This is a genomic window from Novosphingobium sp. RL4 (genome assembly GCF_035658495.1).
Classification (GTDB): Bacteria; Pseudomonadota; Alphaproteobacteria; order Sphingomonadales; family Sphingomonadaceae; genus Novosphingobium.
Window position 1 is genome coordinate 908,189 of sequence record NZ_CP141945.1, and the last position, 18,856, is coordinate 927,044.

16 protein-coding genes are annotated in these 18,856 nt (G+C 67.1%); 7 read left to right on the forward strand and 9 right to left on the reverse strand.

Features of this window, described 5'->3' with window-relative positions; genetic code table 11:
* Positions 1-13: 13 nt before the first annotated feature.
* From U9J33_RS21170 to U9J33_RS21190, 5 genes are all read left to right on the forward strand, one after another.
* Positions 14-580, forward strand: a complete 567-nt coding sequence (locus U9J33_RS21170; RefSeq protein WP_221937255.1) for a spore coat U domain-containing protein — start codon at positions 14-16, stop codon at positions 578-580.
* Between the two features lie 24 nt (positions 581-604).
* The gene (locus tag U9J33_RS21175; protein ID WP_185999139.1) at positions 605-1,375 is read left to right on the forward strand and encodes a molecular chaperone; all 771 of its coding nucleotides are present in this window, start codon (positions 605-607) and stop codon (positions 1,373-1,375) included.
* A 6-nt stretch (positions 1,376-1,381) separates the two neighbouring features.
* Positions 1,382-3,775 carry a fimbria/pilus outer membrane usher protein gene (locus tag U9J33_RS21180; RefSeq protein ID WP_324699935.1) on the forward strand — a complete coding sequence of 798 codons (2,394 nt, stop codon included), beginning with the start codon at positions 1,382-1,384 and terminating at the stop codon, positions 3,773-3,775.
* On the forward strand, positions 3,763-4,770 hold the full coding sequence (locus U9J33_RS21185) for a spore coat U domain-containing protein (protein WP_324699099.1): 1,008 nt from the start codon (positions 3,763-3,765) through the stop codon (positions 4,768-4,770). The genes U9J33_RS21180 and U9J33_RS21185 overlap by 13 nt, the downstream gene beginning before the upstream one ends.
* Positions 4,771-4,886: 116 nt before the next feature.
* A complete protein-coding gene (locus U9J33_RS21190) occupies positions 4,887-5,417 on the forward strand; it encodes a MarR family transcriptional regulator (protein ID WP_054436696.1) in 531 nt (176 codons plus the stop codon).
* A 39-nt stretch (positions 5,418-5,456) separates the two neighbouring features.
* Here U9J33_RS21190 and U9J33_RS21195 read toward each other — a convergent pair whose 3' ends face one another.
* Positions 5,457-5,888 (reverse strand): hypothetical protein, encoded by a 432-nt coding sequence (locus U9J33_RS21195; protein WP_324699100.1) that lies wholly within the window; start codon positions 5,886-5,888, stop codon positions 5,457-5,459.
* 126 nt (positions 5,889-6,014) lie between these two features.
* Between U9J33_RS21195 and U9J33_RS21200 the strand changes: the two genes are divergently transcribed.
* Entirely contained in the window at positions 6,015-7,955 is a 1,941-nt protein-coding gene (locus U9J33_RS21200) for an energy transducer TonB (RefSeq protein WP_324699101.1), read from the forward strand.
* Between the two features lie 11 nt (positions 7,956-7,966).
* Here the strand turns inward: U9J33_RS21200 and U9J33_RS21205 are convergent, their stop codons facing one another.
* From U9J33_RS21205 to U9J33_RS21215, 3 genes are read right to left on the reverse strand one after another with little or no spacing between them, the layout of a single operon-like run.
* The gene (locus U9J33_RS21205) at positions 7,967-8,950 is read right to left on the reverse strand and encodes a threonine/serine dehydratase (RefSeq protein ID WP_324699102.1); all 984 of its coding nucleotides are present in this window, start codon (positions 8,948-8,950) and stop codon (positions 7,967-7,969) included.
* Complete coding sequence (locus U9J33_RS21210; protein ID WP_324699103.1) at positions 8,943-9,887, reverse strand: ornithine cyclodeaminase family protein; 945 nt, start codon at positions 9,885-9,887, stop codon at positions 8,943-8,945. Before U9J33_RS21210 ends, U9J33_RS21205 begins: the two co-directional genes overlap by 8 nt.
* Before the next feature lie 10 nt (positions 9,888-9,897).
* On the reverse strand, positions 9,898-11,049 hold the full coding sequence (locus tag U9J33_RS21215; protein WP_324699104.1) for an alanine racemase: 1,152 nt from the start codon (positions 11,047-11,049) through the stop codon (positions 9,898-9,900).
* An 80-nt stretch (positions 11,050-11,129) separates the two neighbouring features.
* Between U9J33_RS21215 and U9J33_RS21220 the strand changes: the two genes are divergently transcribed.
* Positions 11,130-11,858: a UTRA domain-containing protein gene (locus U9J33_RS21220; RefSeq protein ID WP_324699105.1), complete on the forward strand. Its 729-nt coding sequence runs from the start codon at positions 11,130-11,132 to the stop codon at positions 11,856-11,858.
* Positions 11,859-11,873: 15 nt separating this feature from the next.
* Here U9J33_RS21220 and U9J33_RS21225 read toward each other — a convergent pair whose 3' ends face one another.
* The 5 genes from U9J33_RS21225 to U9J33_RS21245 all read right to left on the reverse strand — a co-directional run bounded on the left by U9J33_RS21225 (position 11,874) and on the right by U9J33_RS21245 (position 18,856).
* On the reverse strand, positions 11,874-14,423 hold the full coding sequence (locus U9J33_RS21225; RefSeq protein ID WP_420719892.1) for a TonB-dependent receptor plug domain-containing protein: 2,550 nt from the start codon (positions 14,421-14,423) through the stop codon (positions 11,874-11,876).
* A gap of 72 nt (positions 14,424-14,495) precedes the next feature.
* Positions 14,496-15,434: an ABC transporter substrate-binding protein gene (locus U9J33_RS21230; RefSeq protein WP_324699106.1), complete on the reverse strand. Its 939-nt coding sequence runs from the start codon at positions 15,432-15,434 to the stop codon at positions 14,496-14,498.
* 3 nt (positions 15,435-15,437) lie between these two features.
* Positions 15,438-16,298 (reverse strand): TauD/TfdA dioxygenase family protein, encoded by an 861-nt coding sequence (locus U9J33_RS21235; protein WP_185999150.1) that lies wholly within the window; start codon positions 16,296-16,298, stop codon positions 15,438-15,440.
* Between the two features lie 26 nt (positions 16,299-16,324).
* Positions 16,325-17,659 carry an LLM class flavin-dependent oxidoreductase gene (locus tag U9J33_RS21240; RefSeq protein WP_324699107.1) on the reverse strand — a complete coding sequence of 445 codons (1,335 nt, stop codon included), beginning with the start codon at positions 17,657-17,659 and terminating at the stop codon, positions 16,325-16,327.
* Between the two features lie 105 nt (positions 17,660-17,764).
* Positions 17,765-18,856 carry an LLM class flavin-dependent oxidoreductase gene (locus tag U9J33_RS21245; protein WP_324699108.1) on the reverse strand — a complete coding sequence of 364 codons (1,092 nt, stop codon included), beginning with the start codon at positions 18,854-18,856 and terminating at the stop codon, positions 17,765-17,767.

An 18,856-nucleotide genomic window follows, 5' to 3' on the forward strand; every position in this document is an offset into this window, starting at 1 on the left:
CCGGACCAGGCTCATGAGAACTGGAATTGACGCGAAGGCGCTCCCGGCGCCGGCGCTCGCGATCCTTGTCGCCCCGTGCGTCGCGGCAGCCATGCTTCCCGCCGCCGCAAGAGCAGATACGACCGCGCAGTTCGCCGTCACCGCGAACATCACGGCAGGCTGTCTTGTGGACGGGCTGGGGAGCAGCGGAAACGCGGGGCTCGTCGGCAGGCTGGACTTCGGCGTGGATTCGACGTTCTCCAGGGCGACCCGCACGGCAACCTCTACGGCGACCCAGGCGATCCGCCTGCGCTGCACGCCCGGCGTCAATCTGACGATGACGGTAAACGGCGGCAACCACGCGGCATCCGGCATGCGCAACCTCCAGAGGGGGACCGATGCATCGGCGCGGATTTCCTATGCCTTGTGCAGGGACGCAGGCTGCACCCAGCCCATCGCCATCGGCGGAGCCCCCGCCGTTCCCGTAACCGGCACTAACAGCGAGGACGTGCGCCTGCCGATCTACGGATCGCTGACGCTTTCGGGAACCCTGCCGCCCGGCACTTACACCGATAGCCTGATCGTCACCCTGAGCTGGTGACAGCTCCCAGCCGAGGATAAGCCGATGAAGAGCATGATTCCCCCCGGCAGACTGGCGAGGCTCCTCCTGCTTGCGCAAGCCGCGTTCCTTGCGGTGCATGGCCTGCCCGCCGCCGCGCAGTCACCCAGCTCGATCCTGATCTGGCCGGTCAACCCGGTCATAGAGGGGCAGGCCCGGGCCACCGCGCTCTGGCTCGAAAATCCAGGCAAGTCGCCGATTACGCTGCAGGTCCGCATCTATGCCTGGACGCAGCGCGAAAACCAGAACCTCTATGCCGAGACGCGCGAGGTCATAGGCTCGCCGCCGATCGTGACCATCGAGCCGGGGGCCCGGCAACTGGTGCGGATCACGCGGCTTGTCGCCCCGCCGCCGTCGGGAGAGCAGCCCTATCGCATCATCGTCGATGAAGTCCCGGTGAAGGAAGGCCCGGGCACCGCCGGCGCATCCGTGACCTTTCGCATGCGCTACTCGCTTCCACTGTTTTCCGAGGCGAAGCAGGAAGGCGGCGCGAAAAGGCCGACGCCGCCCGCAGCCGCCATCGCCTGGCGCACGGGCACGGACCGGGACGGCCGTTTCCTTGAAATCCGCAACAGCGGCTCCGGCCATGCCAGGCTGAGCGACGTCGCCTTCACGGGCGGGCGGTCAGCGTCGGTGCTGGGTGAAGGCCTGTTCGGCTATGTCCTGCCCGGCGCCATGATGCGCTGGCCATTGCCATCGGGGGTGGACGGATCGGGCGATCTCGTTGCCGCCGTCAACGGACGGGCGCAGGCCCGTATCGAGCGGCTGCCGGAATGACGGCGCATGATCGCCGCCACCCATTCTCCGGCGCGCCTCCCGTGGCTGGCCGCGCTGGCGGCGACCGTCCTGCAAGCAGCGCCCGCGCAAGCGGCCGATGCCCGGTATGATGTCTTTACCGAGCTGCCACCACCGCCCCGGCACACCGACCCGGACGCCGAGCAGCGGCTCGAACTGGAACTCGTCGTCAATGGACTGGCAAGCGGCGTGATCGCCCCGGTGACCCGGCAGGGCGGACGGTTCCAGCTTCGCGCGCAGGATCTGCGGCAAGCGGGCCTGCTGGTGGACACGGCCGAGGACAGCCTGTTTATCGACAGTCTGGAAGGCGTGAGCGCCGATTACGACGCCCCGCGCCAGCAGTTGCACCTCACCGTCTCCCCTGAGCGCCTCCCCGCCCAGCATCTGGGCAGCAGCGCGGAGGCATTCGCCCCGGCGCAGCAGGATACCGGCGCACTGCTCAATTACGACCTCTACGTCAGCGGCGGCGAAAGGGCGGCGTTTCAGGCTTCGCTCTGGCACGAAGCCCGGCTGTTCGGCCCCTTCGGCCTGTTTTCCACCACCGGCGCGCTGCGCTCGAATGCAGGGCGGGCCTACGTCCGCTTCGATACGACATGGCGCTGGTCGGACGAGCGCAGCATGACGACCGTGGAAGCCGGCGACATCATCACCCGGACCCTGCCCTGGGCGCCCGCGATCCGGCTGGGCGGCGCGCAGGTCTCGCGCGATTTCTCGGTGCGGCCGGATATCGTCACCTATCCGCTGCCCGAATTTGCCGGGGGCGCGGCGCTGCCTTCCACGGTGGAACTGGTCGTCAACGGCCAGCGGATCGCGGGGAGCCAGGTTCGCCCCGGTCCTTTCGCGCTCGACACGCTGCCGCCGATCAGCGGCTACGGCGAGGCCAATCTCATCGTTACCGACATGCATGGGCGCAGCGTGGCAACGGCGCTGCCGTTCTATGTCAGCAGCATCCTGCTGCGCCCCGGCCTTGCCGACTATTCCGTGGCGGCAGGGGCCTTTCGCCGCAACTACGGCACCGCGAACTTCGATTATGGCCGGCTTGCCGCAAGCGCCTCCCTGCGCCGGGGGATGACCTCCGGCCTCACGCTTGAGGCACGCGCGGAAGCCACGGGAACTATGCGCCTGCTGGGGGCCGGCGCCGTTTTCCGGCTGGGCAATCTCGGCATCGTCAGCACCGCCTATGCCCGCAGCTTTCACAAGGGGCGCCAGGGTGGGCAACTGACTCTCGGCTACGAGTATCAGGCCAGGACCTTCTCCCTCGGCCTGCGCCACAGCCGACAGGACCGCCACTACGCCGATCTCGGAGTGCTGGACAGGAACGGCCGGCAGAACCGTCCGGAATGTCTTTCCGAACCTCCTGCCGAAAGCTGCGCGGGCAACCGGGAGCGATCGACCGCCGCCACCGCCAGCATCGCCATCGGCAGCGCCAGCACCTTGGGCATCGGCTACTTCGACCTCCAGCGATCCGGCACCGCCGATGCCCGGCTGGCGAACCTGAGCTGGGCGCTGCCGCTGGTGGGAGAAAGCCGGATCAATGCCTCGATCTCCCGCGATTTCGCGGAACGCGGATGGTCGGGCGCGATTACGCTCACCATCCCGCTGGGTGGCGGCAACCTCGGCACCGGCGTCTCGCGGGACAATGCCGGGCGCAGCGGATTGCGGGCGGACTATTCGCGCGCCGTGCCGTCCGACGGCGGCCTGGGCTGGAGCGCCAGCGCCTTCAGCGAGGGCGGCGGAAGACCCTACCTCAGGGGCGACGTGCTCTGGCGGGCCCAGCCCGTCCAGCTTCGTGCGGGCGCCTATGGACGGGACGAGGTGACCGGATGGTTCGGCGCCAGCGGCTCGCTGGTCTTCATGGACGGCTCGCTCTTCGCGGCGAACCGGGTGTCCGATGCCTTCGCGGTCGTCAGTACAGATGGCGAGGCGGGCATCCCGGTGCGCTACGAAAACCAGCTCATCGGCAGGACCGGTTCCGGCGGCAAGCTGCTGGTCCCCTCGGCCAGTGCCTATTACCCCGCGCATTACGACATCGACACCCTGTCGCTGTCGCCCAACGTGAAGGCCGATACCGTGAGCCGCCGCGTGGCCATCGCCGCCGGCAGCGGCCACGTCATCCGTTTTCCGATCGAGAGGGCGATCGCCGTCCGCGCGACGATCGCTGACACGCGGGGCGAGCCGCTGCCCGCCGGAACCCCGATTACGGTCAACCGCAAGGACAGGACCTATGTCGGCTGGGACGGAATGCTGTTCATCGACGACGCCTCCCCCGAGACCGTCCTGGAAGCGATCCTGCCTGACGGCACACGCTGCCATGCAGCGTTTTCCGTGCCTGCCGAAGCCGAAGAGATCATCGATGCGGGAACGCTGACATGCCGTTCCTGAAGCGCCTGCCTTGCGGCATCGCCGCCACGCTGGCCGCCTGGTCGATGATGCCGGGCACCGCCGGAGCCTGCACGCTTTCGGCAACGAGCACCAACCTCGGCAGCCTGAGTTCCTACACCGTCGCCAATACCGCGCAGGCGGGGAGCGGATCGGCCGGGCTGCAGTGCGACATTCTCCTCGCGGCGCTGACCACGCATTATGTCGGCCTTCAGGTGGATGCCTCGACCTTCCGGCTCACCGGTCCGAGCGGACAGACCATCCCCTTCACCGCTTCACTGAGCGCGAACGGAGCCGCCCTTGCTATCGGCAGCTTCCAGAACCTGTCCTCGCTCAGCATCGTCAGCCTTTTTGCGGGCACGAACAACTCCATCCCCCTCTATTTCCGCACGACCGCGACCTCCGGCCTCCGGGCAGGACGCTACACCGGCTTCCTCGACTTGCGCTGGTTCTACTCGGTATGCTCGCTCGGGGCCGCCGTATGCCTCAGCTACTCGTCCAGTCCGGGCTTCGTCCGTCCGGGGCTCGGTGTCGCGCTCAACTGGGGAGCGGGCAGCACGGTTCGCGTCAACGTGGAACTCACCGTCCTGAACGATTGCATCATCACCGCTCCGGCCGCCAGCTTCGGCTCGGCGCCGCTGGTCGGCAGCTTCAACCCCATCACCCGGACCATCCTGATCCGGTGCAGCGCGGGAGCGAGCTATACGGTGGGCCTCAACGACGGCAACAATGCCGACGGCACCGTCCGCCGGATGCGCAAGATCGACAATTCCAGCAACTACCTGCGCTACGAGATATACAAGTCGGCCTCCTCCACCGAGCGCTGGGGATCGGTGGACAGCACCCGGCGCAGCAGTGCCACTGCCGACACCAACCAGGGCATCTACGATTCCGTCACGACCCAGAGCTATACCTACAGGGCGGCCGTTCTGCCCGGCCAGATCACGCCTGCCGCCGGGGACTACAGCGACACGATCCGCATAGATGTCGCCTTTTGAACGGGTTAGGCAGGGCGGGCAAATTCGGCAGGGCGAGCCTCGATTGCGACGAGGGCGGGAACCATCGCGCGCGCTCCGGCGCTGGTCCTGCGGGAAATCAGGCAAAGGGGACACGCATGAGCGAACATGCGCGCGGCCACTTACCAGTCGCACCGGAAGAAGCGCAGCTCGACACGCTGGTGGGGCGAGTGGAAAATCTCATCGCGATGCTGGAAAACATCGCGATAGAGCAATGGCGTGCACGGCGCCAACTACGGCATTCGTCGGAAACCGCCCTGCCGCCAGCCTCAACCCCGCCCCTTTCTCCGCCGGAAGAGGCCCGCGCCGCGCTTGCCCGGGACCGCATAAGGCAACGCCGCGCGCGCGAGAACTGCTTCGGCGCCGAATTCTTCTCGGACCCGTGCTGGGACATCATGCTGGACCTTTACGCCGCCCATTACGAAGGCGAACCGGTCTCGATCTCGAGCCTGTGCATCGCGGCATCGGCTCCTGCGACCACGGCAACGCGCTGGATCGACCGGATGACCGAAAAGGGCCTGCTCACGCGTTCGAAGGACCCGGCCGACGGGCGGCGAATCTATATTCACCTGAGCAAGGATACCCGCCTCAAGCTCGATGCCTATTTCGAGGCACTCCAGCAGAATTGAAGGGCATGGCCGCCTCCCCCCGCCGAACCTGATGCCGACCTATCCCTTGCAGGTCGCCGCCATCGTGCGCAGTTCCGCCTCACTCAGGCCGCGGTCGCGCAGGGCGCAGGGCCTGCCCGTCTCGTCCGTCATCACGGCATAGGGCAACCCGGCCGCCCGCCCGGCGGAAGCGCGGCGCAGGAGTTCCCAACCCTCTCGCGGCGAGATCGCCAGTTTCTGGCGACCATCGAAGCGGCGCGTCATTTCCGTGCTGCGCGCGCCCTCGTCCAGCGCGACGATCAGCAGGCGCCGGGGGCGCGCCGCAGCCTCCAGCGCCTCGAACCGGGCAAGCTCGGCAAGGCAGGGGGCGCACCACGAAGCGACGAACATCAGCACGCTATCGCGAGGCGGTTCGCCCGGCGCCGCAACAAGCGAGGCCGCGGGTACCAGCCCTGCCGCAAGGGCGGGCGCGGGCGTGCCTATAAGGGACAATACTGATGGAAATACGACAATTGATATCAATCGCTTAACTTGCGAAGCCATATTGGATAGCCCACTACGCACCTGAACACTTCTCCGAGGCTCCCTATGTTCGGTATTATTGGCCAATCCCTGCTTTTGGCAACAGCGCAGGCCGCGGCTCCCGCCGCAGCGGCTCCCGCTTCGGCGCCCGCCACGCTCCAGCAGCAGTTCGATGCCGCCAGCGACGCGGCACAGGATGGCAAATGCAGCGACGCGATTACCGCATTCGAAGCGCTGGAACACAATCCCGCCGCCATGAAGTCCCCGGTCGTGCGCGGCGCGATCGGCGTGCGCAAGGGCAACTGCCTGGTGAAACTGCACCGGACCGACGAGGGCGAAGCCGCGATCCGTTCGGGACTGCCGGCAATGGTCGCCGCAGGGGAAGCCTTTGTCGGCGATGTCGTGAACGCCCACATGGGGCTGGGCACCGCCGCCCGCGACCGGTTCGACTACGCCCGCGCGGGGGACGAATTCCGTCTGGCGCTGGCGGCGGGCGGGCCGCAGGGGCGCTTCAGGCCGTTGCTGGCGCTGTCACAGGTTTCCATTTTCGATCCCGGCCCCGAACCGCTCGCCTATATCGACGAGGCGAGCCGGATCGCTGACGCAACGCCTTCGATCAGCAAGGATTTCCACGCGCAACTGCTGACGCTCAAGGCCCGGATACTGCTCAATCGCGGGGAAAAGGCGGAAGGCTACGCCTTGCTCAAGGACGCGCTGAAGCTTCAGGGTGGGCTGTCGCTCAAGGTTTCGCTCAGCGATGTCGCCACCCGCTCGGACCTCGCGATCGCCGCCATGCTGCTGAACAAGCGGGACGATGCCCGGAACTATCTTGTCTATACCGGCGCCGGGCGCATGGATCAGGCGCCATTCTCCCGTGCCGAGAACATGGATGTCCCCCTTTGCGGCTCCACCAGCGGCCTGACCCCGGCAGACTACGCCGTGGTCGAATTCAGCATCGCCGACGACGGTTCGGCCTTCGGGGTTCAGCCGATCTATTCCACCGGGGGCCGCGAAATTGCGCTGGCGTTCGCGCGCGCAGCGTCCCGCTGGTCCTGGGCGCCCGCGAAGGTGCAGGAAATCAAGCCGTTCCTGCGCTACGCCATGCGGGTCGAGATGCGCTGCACGGTCGCCGGAGCCCGCCCCCAGATCAACGAACCGCTGACCTCGCGCTTCATGCAGTGGGCTTCGCCACTGCTGGCCGGCAGGATCCAGGGCGGAACCGACGGCGCGGTCGCCGCCCGGGCCAGCGCGCTGCTCGATCAGTCCCGCAAGGAAGGGACGGACCAGTTGACCGTCGCGCTGCTGGGCATGCTGGGCCTCAATCCGGTGACGGACACGGCTTCGGCCAACACCTACCTGCAGGAAGGCCTCGGCCTTGCACTCAGGCGGAACATGCCGGTGGAGACTTCGAACTGGCTGCGCTTCGCCATCGCCGCGCAGCGCAATTCCGATAAACCGGCGGCAACGCGCGCCGCGCTAAGGGAACTGCTTCCGGTGGTGACGGCAACCGGCGATGCCCTGGCGACCGACACCGTGCGGCTGCAGATCGCTTCGCCCGGCTACCGCCTGAGCGCCCCCGTGGACGCGCCCACCCTGCGCGAAGCGGTGATCGCCGATCCCGCCCTGCCTCGCGACCATCCGCTCAAGATCAACGCGCTCCTGCAAAGCGCATCATGGGCCGCGCAGAACAGGGACTTCTCGCAGGCCCAGCAGATCTTCCAGCAGACCGGCCTCAGCACCGAGCAATGCGCCTTCATCGGCGCCGCGCCCGCCATTCGCAGGACCGGCGTAAGCTCCACCGACTATCCGATGGAAGCCGCGCGCATGGGCTTCGAAGGCTGGACCCGCGTGGAGTTCGATGTCGATTCCGCCGGTCGCACCCGCCAGCAGCGGGCGCTGATCTCCTACCCTCCGTTCGTCTTTTCCGATGCGGCATCGGCCATGGCCAAGGACTTCGTCTACGAAAGCAGCTACCGCCCCGGCGGCGACACGGCCTGCGCGGGCGCCGCGCAGAACATCGCCTTCCGGATGAACTAGGCGTCGCGGATTCAAGCGTCTTCCAGAATCGAGCGGAAGAGCCCGGGATCGACGTTAGAGCCGGACAGGACGATGACCGTGGCGCCCGGCGCGGGCGGCGCGCGGCCTGAAAGGGCCGCAGCCATTGCCACGGCGCCGCCCGGTTCGACGACGAGCTTCATCTTCTCGAACGCGAAGCGCATCGCCTCGCGCACTTCCCCGTCGCTCACCGCAAGGCCGCCGGAAAGCAGCGCGCGGTTGATCGGGAAGGTCATTTCGCCCGGGCTCGGCGCCAGCAATGCATCGCAGATCGAGCGGGCGCCCGAAGGAACGGATTCGCGGTGGCCACTGGCCAGCGATCGGGCCGTATCGTCGAACCCCTCGGGCTCCACGCTGTAGATTTCGACCTGCGGAGCCGAGGCCTTGATTGCCGTGGCGATCCCGGCGACCAGCCCGCCCCCGCCGCAGCAGACGAGCACCCGGCCGATCTCGGCCCCCGCTTCCCCCGCCTGTTCAAGGATCTCCAGCCCGGCGGTTCCCTGCCCGGCGATCACGAAGGGATCGTCGAACGACGGCACGAGAACCGCGCCCCGCGCATTCGCCAGAGCCGTGGCGATCTCTTCCCGCGACTGGGTGTAGCGGTCATTGGGAACGATCTGCGCGCCCAGCGCCCGCGTGTTGGCGACCTTGATGGCCGGGGCATCGGCGGGCATGACGATCGTTGCCGGGATGCCAAGCAGGCGCGCCGCCGCCGCCACGCCCTGGGCATGGTTGCCGGAAGACCACGCGACGACCCCTGCGGCCCTGCGCTCGGCAGCGATACGGGACAGCCGGTTGTAGGCTCCGCGAAACTTGAAGGAACCGGTGTGCTGCGCACCTTCGAACTTCACCAGCGCGCGGTGGCCGAGGCGTTCGTTCAGCGGCGCGAATTCCAGCAGCGGCGTGCGCACCGCCGCGCCGCGAATCCGGTCTGCCGCGTCGATGACGTCTGCGATGGAGATGGCGCGTTCAGGCATGCTGGTCCCCCGGGTTCCGGTTTTCGAAAGCAGCCACGAGGTGCCGCGCGATGACAAGGTCCTGCAGCGAGATGCCGGAACTGTCGAAGACGGTTATCTCTTCCGCCGACCGGCGCCCCGGAGCGCGGCCCGAAAGGACATCCCCGATTGCCGCGATGCGCGCCCGGTCGCCGCGGTAATGCTGGAACTCGCCGATGGTCACGGCCTGCGCGGGCAGGTCGCAGAACAGGCGCGCCCGCGCGAACAGGGACGGCGGCAGTTCCTGCTTGCCCGCCGCATCGGACCCCATGCTGACGACATGCGTGCCCGGCCCGATCCATTCGGCATCGAACAGCGGCGCACGCGCCGGCGTGGCGGTGACCACGATATCGGCCGCTTCGCAGGCCTCGCGCGCGCCGGAAAGCTCGGCCCGAAGCCCGTGTTCGCCAAGCCGGGCGGCAAATGCGGCCCCCTTGGCATCGTCGCGCGCGACCACGAGGATCTTGCGGATCGGCCGCACGCCCGCAAGCGCAAGGCATTCATGCAGTGCCTGATGCCCGGCCCCGAACAGGGCGAGCACCCCGGCATCCTCTCGTGCCAGCGCTTCGGCGGCAACGGCGTTCACGGCGGCGGTCCGCCAGGCATTGACCTGCCCCGCCTCGATCACCCATTCGACACGGCCAAGGCTCTGGTCGATCAGCAGGATCGCCGAATTATGGCGCGGCAGCCCGCGCGCGGCGTTGCCCGGCCAGAACGAACCGACCTTGAGCCCTGCCAGATCCCCCGCAACCCCCGCCTTTATCGAAAACCTGTCGGCAGGCACGGTGCCATGCGCCAGCACGGCGGGGAAAACGATGCCTTGCGGGCTCGCCGCAAGGACCAGAGCCTCCCGCGCCGCCGCCCGCGCCATTTCGGGCGTGACCAGCGCGGCGGATTGTTCTTCGGAGATGAACTTCATGCAGACCTCGTTACCAGCCGCGAAAACGCGGCCAGGTCCGAAGACCGGCAGCGCCGCACGGGATGACGGTATAGGCGTCGAACTGGGCCGCCGTGGAGCAAGCGTGATTGGGCAATATGCGCAGCCGCGTGCCCACGGGACATTCCGGCAGGACACCGCCGCTGCCCGGCCTCGGGGCGATGATCCCGTGTTCCTGGTTGGCCTGAATGACGATCAGGTCCGCCAGCGGCGTGCCTTCGGCATCGCAGACCAGCCCGTAGCCCTGATCCACGGCCTGCCCCAGCGTGCCGCGATCGCGTGAAAGCGCCATCCATCCGGCGTCCACGATGATCCAGCCCTTGTCCCGCTGATGTCCGATTACGGTGGTGAGCACCGAAAGCGCGATGTCCTGCACCGAGCAGACGCCGATCCCTGCCATCACCAGATCGAAGAAGACATAGACCCCGGCCCGTACTTCGGTAACGCCAGCAAGGTCGCGCGCGAAATGTGCCGTCGGTGTCGAGCCGACGCTGACCACGGGACACGGCAGGCCCGCATGCCTGAGATTCTCCGCCGCTTCGACCGCGGCGGCACGTTCCCGTTCCGCGAAAGCCTCCAGCGCCGGTCCGCCGCTGGCACCGTAGCTTTCGCCTGCATGGGTCATCACGCCGCGCAGCACCGCGCCCCCGTCCACCAGGATGCGCCCGATCGCCGCGATGCGTTCGTCATCCGGGACCAGGCCGGAGCGGTGCCCGTCGCAGTCGATCTCGAGCAGGACGGGGATCGGCGCGTCGGCGCCAGCGGCGACCACCGCGCGCGCCTGTTCCACGGAATCGAGGACGACGGTCAGGTCGCACCCCGCCGCGCGCAGGGCCTGCACCCTCTCCAGCCGCTGCGGCGCGATCCCCACCGCGTAGAGGATATCGCCAACCCCCGCCGCGAACAGTTCCGACGCTTCCTTCAGGGTGGAAACCGTGGCCGGACCGCAGCCGCCGTCAAGCTGGCGCCGGGCAACGTCGATGGACTTGGCGGTCTTCATGTGCGGACGCAGCATCACGCCAAGCGGAGCCAGATGGCGCCGAAGGCGGTCGATGTTCTGCTGCATCCTCGTTTCGTCGAGGATCAGGCAAGGCGTCTCGCAATCGGCGAGAATATCGCGGGATCGAAGGGTGTCGGCAGGCATCAGCGTCTCCATGGCCCAATCTGTATATACAGATAATGGCCTGCTGTCTAGGCAGCCGCGCCTGTGCTAAGGCGCGGGGCATGACGACCAGACCCGCCGCCCCCGGCCTGCGCGAGAGCATCGACCGCCACATCATCGCCCGCATCACTTCGGGCGAATGGAGCGCCGGGGATCGCATCCCTTCGGAAAGCGGGTTCATGGAAATGTTCGGCGCCAGCCGGATGACCGTGCATCACGCCCTGCGCGATCTCACCGCGCGCGGCTTTCTCGTACGGCACGCGGGCTCCGGCACTTTCGTTGCCCCGCCGCGACCCTATGTCGCGGAGTACGCCCATCTCGACATCATCGAGGAAATCGCGGTGCGCGGCGCCCGCCACCGCGCGCAAGTGCTGAAGCGGGAGCTTGCGCCGGCCGGCGCCGAGCAGGCCCGCGCGTTCGAACGCGGCGAGGGGGACATGCTGTTCCACGCCGTGATCCTCCATTTCGAGGATGACGTCCCGCTGGAACTTGAAGATCGCCTGATCGCCCCCGAAGCCCTGCCGGCCTGCATGGCCGTGGACCTGGGAAGCCAGACGCTGTTCTCGCGCCTGATGCTGATGCGTCCTTACCGCGAAGGCAGCGAGGAAGTCCGCGCGGTCCTGCCCACGCCCGAGGAACAGCGGCTGATGGCGATCGCGCCGCATGTCCCCTGCCTTGAGATCACCCGGCGCACATGGTCGGCCGAAGGCGTGGTGACGGCGGCGAGAATGCTGCGCGGGGGCGACCGGGGCACCATGCACGGCCGCATCCGGTCGATGCCCGCCGCCTGACCCCGGCGCCGATCTTCAGAACTTCACGCCCAGCCGTGCATAATAGAAGCCGCCGCTGAGGCCGAACGGCGCGAAATTGCCGTAGAGCCCCGAACCATCGGCCGCGACCGCGCCGTTCCTGTCGGGGTAGAGGTCGAAGAGGTTGTTGGCGCCCACGGCGATGTCGAAGTTGTCCGTAAGCTGGTAGCCGATCTCGGCATCGGTCACCCATTTCGCGCCGAACGTGCGGTCGGAAGCGGCGACATTGCTGGATTCGGTATATTGGCCATAGCGCGTCACCCGCACCAGCGCGCGCAGCTTGTCGAGCGACCAGTTGCTGGACAGCACCACCTTGCTGCGCGGCAGCGCCGCCACGAGGTCGCGCTGGGCCTGACGGCCGAACAGGGTGACGTTGAGGGTGCTGAGTTCATCGGGATTGTCGATGACGTGAAGGATCTTCGTACGGTTGTAGCTATAGGCCGCATTGAGGCGGAAGGTGCCCACTGACGCGGTATCCAGCGTATATTCTCCCACCACGTCCACGCCGCGCGTGCGGGTGTCGATGGCGTTGGTGAAGAACTGGGCGCTGTCCACGTCGTCGATCCCGTTGGCGACGAGGATATCCTTGATCGCCGCCCCGCCGTTCGATGCGGTCCCCAGGAATTCGGTCTTCACGATGCGGTCGTCGATGCGGATCTGGTAGGCATCCACGGTCAGCCGGAACGGACCGGTTTCATAAGTGACGCCCGCCGTGAAGTTGAGAGACTTCTCCGGCTTCAGCGGCTTCGCGCCCAGCGCGATGGCCGCCGCGCTGTTGACCGGCAGGAACTTGGAGACCGTGGAGACGCGCTCGTCGCCTATCACGGTGACGGTGTTCTGCGTGGTCGAGAACGCGGTCTGCGCCAGCGAGGGTGCGCGGAAGCCGGTATTGACGCCGCCGCGCAGGGCCAGCCCCTTCGCCAGTTCCACGCGGGTCGAGGCCTTGGCGCTGAAGGTGTTGCCCGCGCTGTCGGAATAATGCTCGAACCGCCCCGCGAGGCCGAGGAACCAGCCCGGCGTGAGATCGGCGGAAACGTCGACATAGGCGGCCACGTTGTTGCGGCTGATGCTCGATGCGTCGGCGGGCGAGGTGCCGGTGAAGGACACCAGGCCCGGCGAAGGCGAACGGCCACCATAGAGCTGGCCGAACGGGGTATCGTCCAGCGGGATCACATAGCCGCCGTCACGGTAGGAATCCGGTTCGCCGGCAATGTTGCGGAACCGCTCCCAGCGATGCTCCACCCCCAGCGACAGGCTGACCGGCCTTGCCAGCCCAAGATCCAGATCGCGGCTGATATCGAGGTTGTTGACCCAGAGGTCCTGCTTCTGGCGCCCCATGAAGAAGCTGCTCTTGCTGTCCGGGCCGAGCGAGGGGTTGAGCGTGTTTTCCGCGCCGAGCTTGACGTTGTCCCGCCCGAAGCTGCTGGAAACATCGAGCGACCAGCCCGCGAATTCGCTGCGAAGGCCGAGCGCGGCCTGGAAATCCCATTCCCAGATGCGGCGATAGGCCTGGAAGCCCGCCGGATAGAGCTGCGGCAGTACCGAGGCGCCGGAGCTGTTGGCCAGCCCGCCGTAGCCTGTCGCGGAAGCGAAGTACGCACCGCGCGCGTCCTTGATGTTCCGGTAGCTGAGCGTGGAGAACGAATAGAGCGTGGTGTCGTCACCCAGCGGCAGTTCGGCGTTGTAGCTGGTGTTGACGATCTTGTCGCGGTTGGAGCGGCCGTAACCGCCGGCGATCAGGTGGTTTGCATCTGCCTCGCGCGGGTCGGGCTGGCCGTCCACCAGGGGATAGACATAGGGCACCGGCTCCGCCGAGGAATCGGCGCGGTCGTGATACTTCGCCTCCACCGCGAACCGTGCGAAGCCGCCGTCGCCGAGGCCCACGCCGTAAGACCCTGAAACTTGCGCCAGCGCGCCGCCCTTTTCGTAGAGCTGGCCGCCCGTCACCGACAGTTCGCCGCCGCGCGCCGTATTGTCGAGGATGATGTTGATGACGCCCGAGATCGCGTCCGATCCGTACTGCGCCGCCGCCCCATCGCGCAGGACCTCGATCCGGCCGACGCCGCTGGTCGGGATCAGGTCGATATCCACCGGGGTGGAGCCGCCGGAAATGCGCGAGAGGTTGTTGATGAGCGAGGTCGTGTGGCGGCGCTTGCCGTTGACGAGGACCAGCACGTAGTCACCCGAAAGGCCGCGGATCGAGATCGGCCGGACGCTGGCCGAGGTGCCGCCGCCGCCCAGCGCGGGCATGCTCAGCGAGGGGATGATATTGCCGAGGATTTCCTTGAGGCCGGTGCGGCCGGTGTTCTTCAGTTCCTGCGGACCGATGACGTCGATCGGCACCGGGCTGTCCGCCACCGAGCGCTGGATGCGCCCGCGCGCACCGGTGACGACGATGGCGGAACCGTCCGCCTCCGCAGCGGCGACTTCGGCGGCGGCATCCGCCGCCTCTTCGGCCCGCGCGGGAGAAATGGCGAGGAAAGAAACACCGGCAAGAAAACTCGATACAAAGAACTTGTTCACATCAGCCCCCGAAGTCAGAAACACGAGAGCTTCGTGCCATCTCAACTAAATTAGTTGAAATTGAATTGCCTTATCTGAACCCAAGTTTTTCTTGATTCAGGCATTCAACAGGAATGCGCCGCCGAGCGGACGCGACGACCGTACTTCGCCAAACCTGCGAAATGTATCGAGGACGACCTGCTGATCGGATATGACCTTATTATCAATCGGCACGCGCAGGCGGATATTCTTCTCTGCCGTGGCGCGGGCAATCTCGGGCGGCAGTCCGGTTTCCTTTGCCAGCACGGCGCCATAGTCATCGACATGGCCGCTGGCCCACTCGAGCGCCCTGGCTTCCCGCCGGAGGAAATCGGACAATTGTTCGCGCTTTGCGGCGATGGCGCTTTCCGGCGCCACTTCGAAGCCATAACCCTGCACGAAATCCCGGCCATCCACGACGATCCTGTCCCCCTCGGCCTGCGCCGCGGCGATATAGGGCATCCAGGTGGACCAGGCGTCCACCGCGCCGCTCTGCAGCGCCGCGCGGGAATCGCTGGGCGAAAGGAACACGATCTTCACGTCCTCGGGCCGGAGCCCGGAAGCGATCATCGAACGGAGCACGAGATAGTGGCCCACGCTGCCGCGCGTGGTGGCAATACGCTTGCCCTGCAGGTCCTTGCCGTCGCGCACCGGCGATCCCGCGGGCACGAGGATGGAAAGCGCGCCGTCCAGCCGGGCCTGCGTGCGCTGGGCGCCAACGGCCTTGATCGGGCTGCCCGCCTGATAGGCGAACTGGAACGGCGCATCTCCCACCAGCCCGAGATCGACGGCGCTGCTGCCCAGCGCTTCGAGCAGGTTCTGCGCCGCCGGAAATTCCGACCACTCGACCTTGTAGGACGCGCCGTCGAGCGCACCGGAAGCCAGCATCAGCGACTTGGTGCCGCCCTTCTGGCTACCGACGCGCAGCACCCCGGCATTTGCGCCCGCGCCCCGGCCGCAAGCGGCCAGGGCGAAGGTCGTGGCAAGTCCTGCAAGCAGGTTGCGTCTGTCCAGCATCGATCAGAGGTCCGTCCAGAGCGGTTCGTCAGCGATGAGGATGCGGTGCAGTTCGCGTGGGAAATCGCCGTAGTTGCGCACCGCGAAGTGTACCGTGGCGCGGTTGTCCCAGAACGCCACCGTCCCCGGCCGCCACGAGAAACGCGCCTGGAGGTCGGGCCGCTTGTACTGGAGCAGCACCTCGTCCAGCAGTTCGCGGCTTTCGGACAGTTCCAGCCCGAGGATCTGCGGCTGCTGCGAGAAGTTGACCCAGAGGATCTTCTGCCCGGTCTCGCGGTGGGTCCGCACGATCCTGTGTGCGACGATGGGGTAATCGTGCCCCGAAAGCTCCAGCGCGGGCACGAAGTTGTGCGTGACATGCCTGCCTTCGAGGCGCGCCTTGATCTCCGCCGGCAGCGTTTCATAGGCGAGATGGGCATCGACCCAGATCGTGTCCCCGCCCACTTCGGGCAGGTTCACATCGCGCAGCACCGCACCCCAGGTGGGAACGAGCCGCCAGCTCGTGTCGGTGTGATAGGCCTCGCCCGGACGCAGCTTGTAGCCGAGCTTCCTTTCATATTCCCGGTCCTCCCGCGCAGCGATGGCGTGGACTTCCTTGTTGGCCGCATCGTGGCGCGTGGTGGGATGGGTATAGAGCGGCCCGAAGTTCGCGGCGAAGGCCGCCTGCTGGGCGTCGTCGATCGACTGGTCGCGAAAGAACAGCACCTTCCACTTGAGCAGCGCGGCGCGGATCGCGCCGCGCTGCTCGTTGGTGAGGGGCTTCGAAAGGTCCACGCCCTCGACTTCGGCCCCGATGGTCGGCTGGACCGGGCGGATCACAAGGCCGGCGTTCGAAACGTCGAAAGTGGAAGCGGTACTGGCCATGGGTTTTCTCCTTTCCGTGCTGTCTGTCAGGCCGCCGTACGGCGCAGCCGCGCGGCGGTGTTGCGATTGACGGGAACGTCCACCCCCAGCGTTTCGCGAAGGGTGTTGCCGGGGTAGTCCTGCTTGTAGATCCCGCGCGCCTGAAGGATCGGCACGACATGGTCGACAAAGACCTCAAGCTGCCCGGGCAGGGATTCGAACAGGTTGAAACCATCCGATCCGCGCTGCTCCAGCCAGAGCTGGAAGCGGTCGGCGACCTGTTCGGGCGTACCTGTGAAGTGGCTGCGCGGCGTGGCCACGCGCAGGGCGATCTCGCCAAGGGTCAACCCGCGCTCTGCCTCTTTCAGTACCTTCTCGGACGCGCTCTGGTTGCTGCGGCGCCCCTCTTCGGCGACGTGCTGCGGGAACGGGCCATCGGGATCGTAGAGGCTGAAATTGTGATCGTTGAACGAACGGCCAAGCGCCCGCAATGCGTTCTCCAGACTGACGAGATCGGCCAGTTCGCGGTGAAGACGCTCGGCTTCCTCCTCGGTCGAACCCACGATCGGGCGCCCGCCGGGAAGCACCAGAAGCTGGTCGGGATCGCGCCCGAAACCGCGCGCCCGCGCCTTGACGTCGGCATAGAAGGCCTGCCCCTCGGCAAGGTCTTCCTGATGGGTGAAGATCGCCTCGGCATGGCGCGCGGCGAAGTTGCGGCCGTCTTCCGAGGACCCCGCCTGGAAGATCACCGGCTGCCCCTGCGGCGAACGCGAGATGTTGAGCGGGCCCTTGACCGACAGGAATTCGCCCTTGTGGCCCAGTTCGTGCAGCTTGCCGGGATCGAGGAACTGCCCGCTGGCCTTGTCGCGGACAAGGGCGCCGTCCTCCCAGCTATCCCAGAGCCCTTTCACGACATCGAGGTATTCCTCGGCCAGCCGGTAGCGCACGTCATGGTCGAGGTGCTTGTCCCGGCCAAAGTTGGCGGCGCTGCCTTCCAGCCACGAGGTAACGACGTTCCACCCGGCCCGGCCGCCGCTGATATGATCGAGCGAGGCGAACTGGCGGGCAAGGTTGTAGGCTTCGGTATAGCTGACCGTCGCCGTGCCGACGAGGCCGATATGCTCGGTCACGGCGGCGACGGCGGAGAGGATCGTCAGCGGCTCGAAGCGGTTGAGATAGTGCGGCGAGGAGCGCGCATTGATCGAAACGCTGTCGGCCACGAACAGGTAATCGAACTTGCCGCGCTCGGCGACCTGCGCCTGCCGGGTGTAGAACGAAAGGCTGGTGCTGGCATCGACCTGGGCGTCCGGGTGGCGCCAGTCGTCCCAGCCGGGGCCGACGCCGTGCAGGATGAAACCGAGTTTTAGTTGGCGTTTGCTCATGTCATTCCTCCTTCTGCGTGGGTTCAGGCTATGGGGTGCGGGGGCCGTGAACCAACGCGGATGGCTGATAGGAACGTGAGTTTTTCCAATGCGCGGGCCGCCGCTTCAGCTTGCCAGCGCCACTTTGTCCGTGCCTTCGCGGGCGGCGACTTTGGCGCGGACCAGCGGGATCAGGTCGCGGCCATAATCGATGGCGTCGGCCAGCGGTTCGAATCCCCGGATCAGGAAGTGATCGATGCCGATGTCGTAATATTCGAGCAGCGCATCGGCGACCTGTTCGGGCGTGCCGACAAGGCCGGTGCTGTTGCCCGCCGCCCCGGTAAGCGCGGCCACGCCGGTCCACAGGCGGGTATCGCGGCGCTGGGTCTGCGCCGTTTCCAGCAGGCGCAGCGATCCGGCATTGGGCGGACGATGGCCGCTGGTGGGAAGACCTGCCGCCTCGCGGTTGGCGCGGACCTTTTCGGTGATCTCGTCAGCCTTCTTCCACGCCGCTTCCTCGGTATCGGCAATGACCGGCCGCAGCGAGAGCGAGAAACCGGGACTGCGGCCATGCCGGGCGGCCGCGTGGCGGACGGTGCGAACAGCCTCACCCACTTGCTCCAGCGTCTCGCCCCAGAGCGCGTAGACATCGGCATGGCGGCCCGCCACCTCGATCGCCTCGGGCGAGGAGCCGCCGAAGAACACCGGCAGGTTGTCCGGCTTCACGGCGCTGAAGCCGCCGCGCACTTCGTAGAAACGCCCGGAATGATCGAAGGGCGCGGTTTCCGCCCATTCGCGCTTGAGCACGCCGAGATACTCGTCGCTGCGCAAGTAGCGTTCGGCCTTGAGGGTGTGAACGTCGCCGTCGCGCGCCATCTCGTCATCGGCGCCGCCGGTGATGATGTGCACGGCGACGCGGCCGCCCGAAAGCTGGTCCAGCGTCGCAAGCTGGCGCGCCGCCAGCGTCGGCTGCGTGAAACCGGGGCGGTGCGCGACGAGGAAACCGAGGCGCGTGGTGATCGCGGCGGCATGGGCGGCAACGATCTGGCTTTCCGGCGAACTGGAGCCGAACGGGATCAGCACCCGGTCGAACCCGCCCGCTTCCTGCGCGCGGGCAGCGGCATCCACATAGTCGCGGTCAAGCACGCGAGAACGCGATCCGGCGTGGATTTCGGAGGTGTCGTTGAAGCCGATATAGCCGATGAACTTGACGGTCAT

Bases quoted from the DNA above. Each gene is read 5' to 3' on its own strand.
- U9J33_RS21170 (WP_221937255.1), top strand. From the start codon at position 14: ATGAGAACTGGAATTGACGCGAAGGCGCTCCCGGCGCCGGCGCTCGCG.
- U9J33_RS21175 (WP_185999139.1), top strand. From the start codon at position 605: ATGAAGAGCATGATTCCCCCCGGCAGACTGGCGAGGCTCCTCCTGCTT.
- U9J33_RS21180 (WP_324699935.1), top strand. From the start codon at position 1,382: ATGATCGCCGCCACCCATTCTCCGGCGCGCCTCCCGTGGCTGGCCGCG.
- U9J33_RS21185 (WP_324699099.1), top strand. From the start codon at position 3,763: ATGCCGTTCCTGAAGCGCCTGCCTTGCGGCATCGCCGCCACGCTGGCC.
- U9J33_RS21190 (WP_054436696.1), top strand. From the start codon at position 4,887: ATGAGCGAACATGCGCGCGGCCACTTACCAGTCGCACCGGAAGAAGCG.
- U9J33_RS21205 (WP_324699102.1), bottom strand. From the start codon at position 8,950: ATGCCTGAACGCGCCATCTCCATCGCAGACGTCATCGACGCGGCAGAC.
- U9J33_RS21210 (WP_324699103.1), bottom strand. From the start codon at position 9,887: ATGAAGTTCATCTCCGAAGAACAATCCGCCGCGCTGGTCACGCCCGAA.
- U9J33_RS21215 (WP_324699104.1), bottom strand. From the start codon at position 11,049: ATGCCTGCCGACACCCTTCGATCCCGCGATATTCTCGCCGATTGCGAG.
- U9J33_RS21220 (WP_324699105.1), top strand. From the start codon at position 11,130: ATGACGACCAGACCCGCCGCCCCCGGCCTGCGCGAGAGCATCGACCGC.
- U9J33_RS21230 (WP_324699106.1), bottom strand. From the start codon at position 15,434: ATGCTGGACAGACGCAACCTGCTTGCAGGACTTGCCACGACCTTCGCC.
- U9J33_RS21235 (WP_185999150.1), bottom strand. From the start codon at position 16,298: ATGGCCAGTACCGCTTCCACTTTCGACGTTTCGAACGCCGGCCTTGTG.
- U9J33_RS21240 (WP_324699107.1), bottom strand. From the start codon at position 17,659: ATGAGCAAACGCCAACTAAAACTCGGTTTCATCCTGCACGGCGTCGGC.
- U9J33_RS21245 (WP_324699108.1), bottom strand. From the start codon at position 18,856: ATGACCGTCAAGTTCATCGGCTATATCGGCTTCAACGACACCTCCGAA.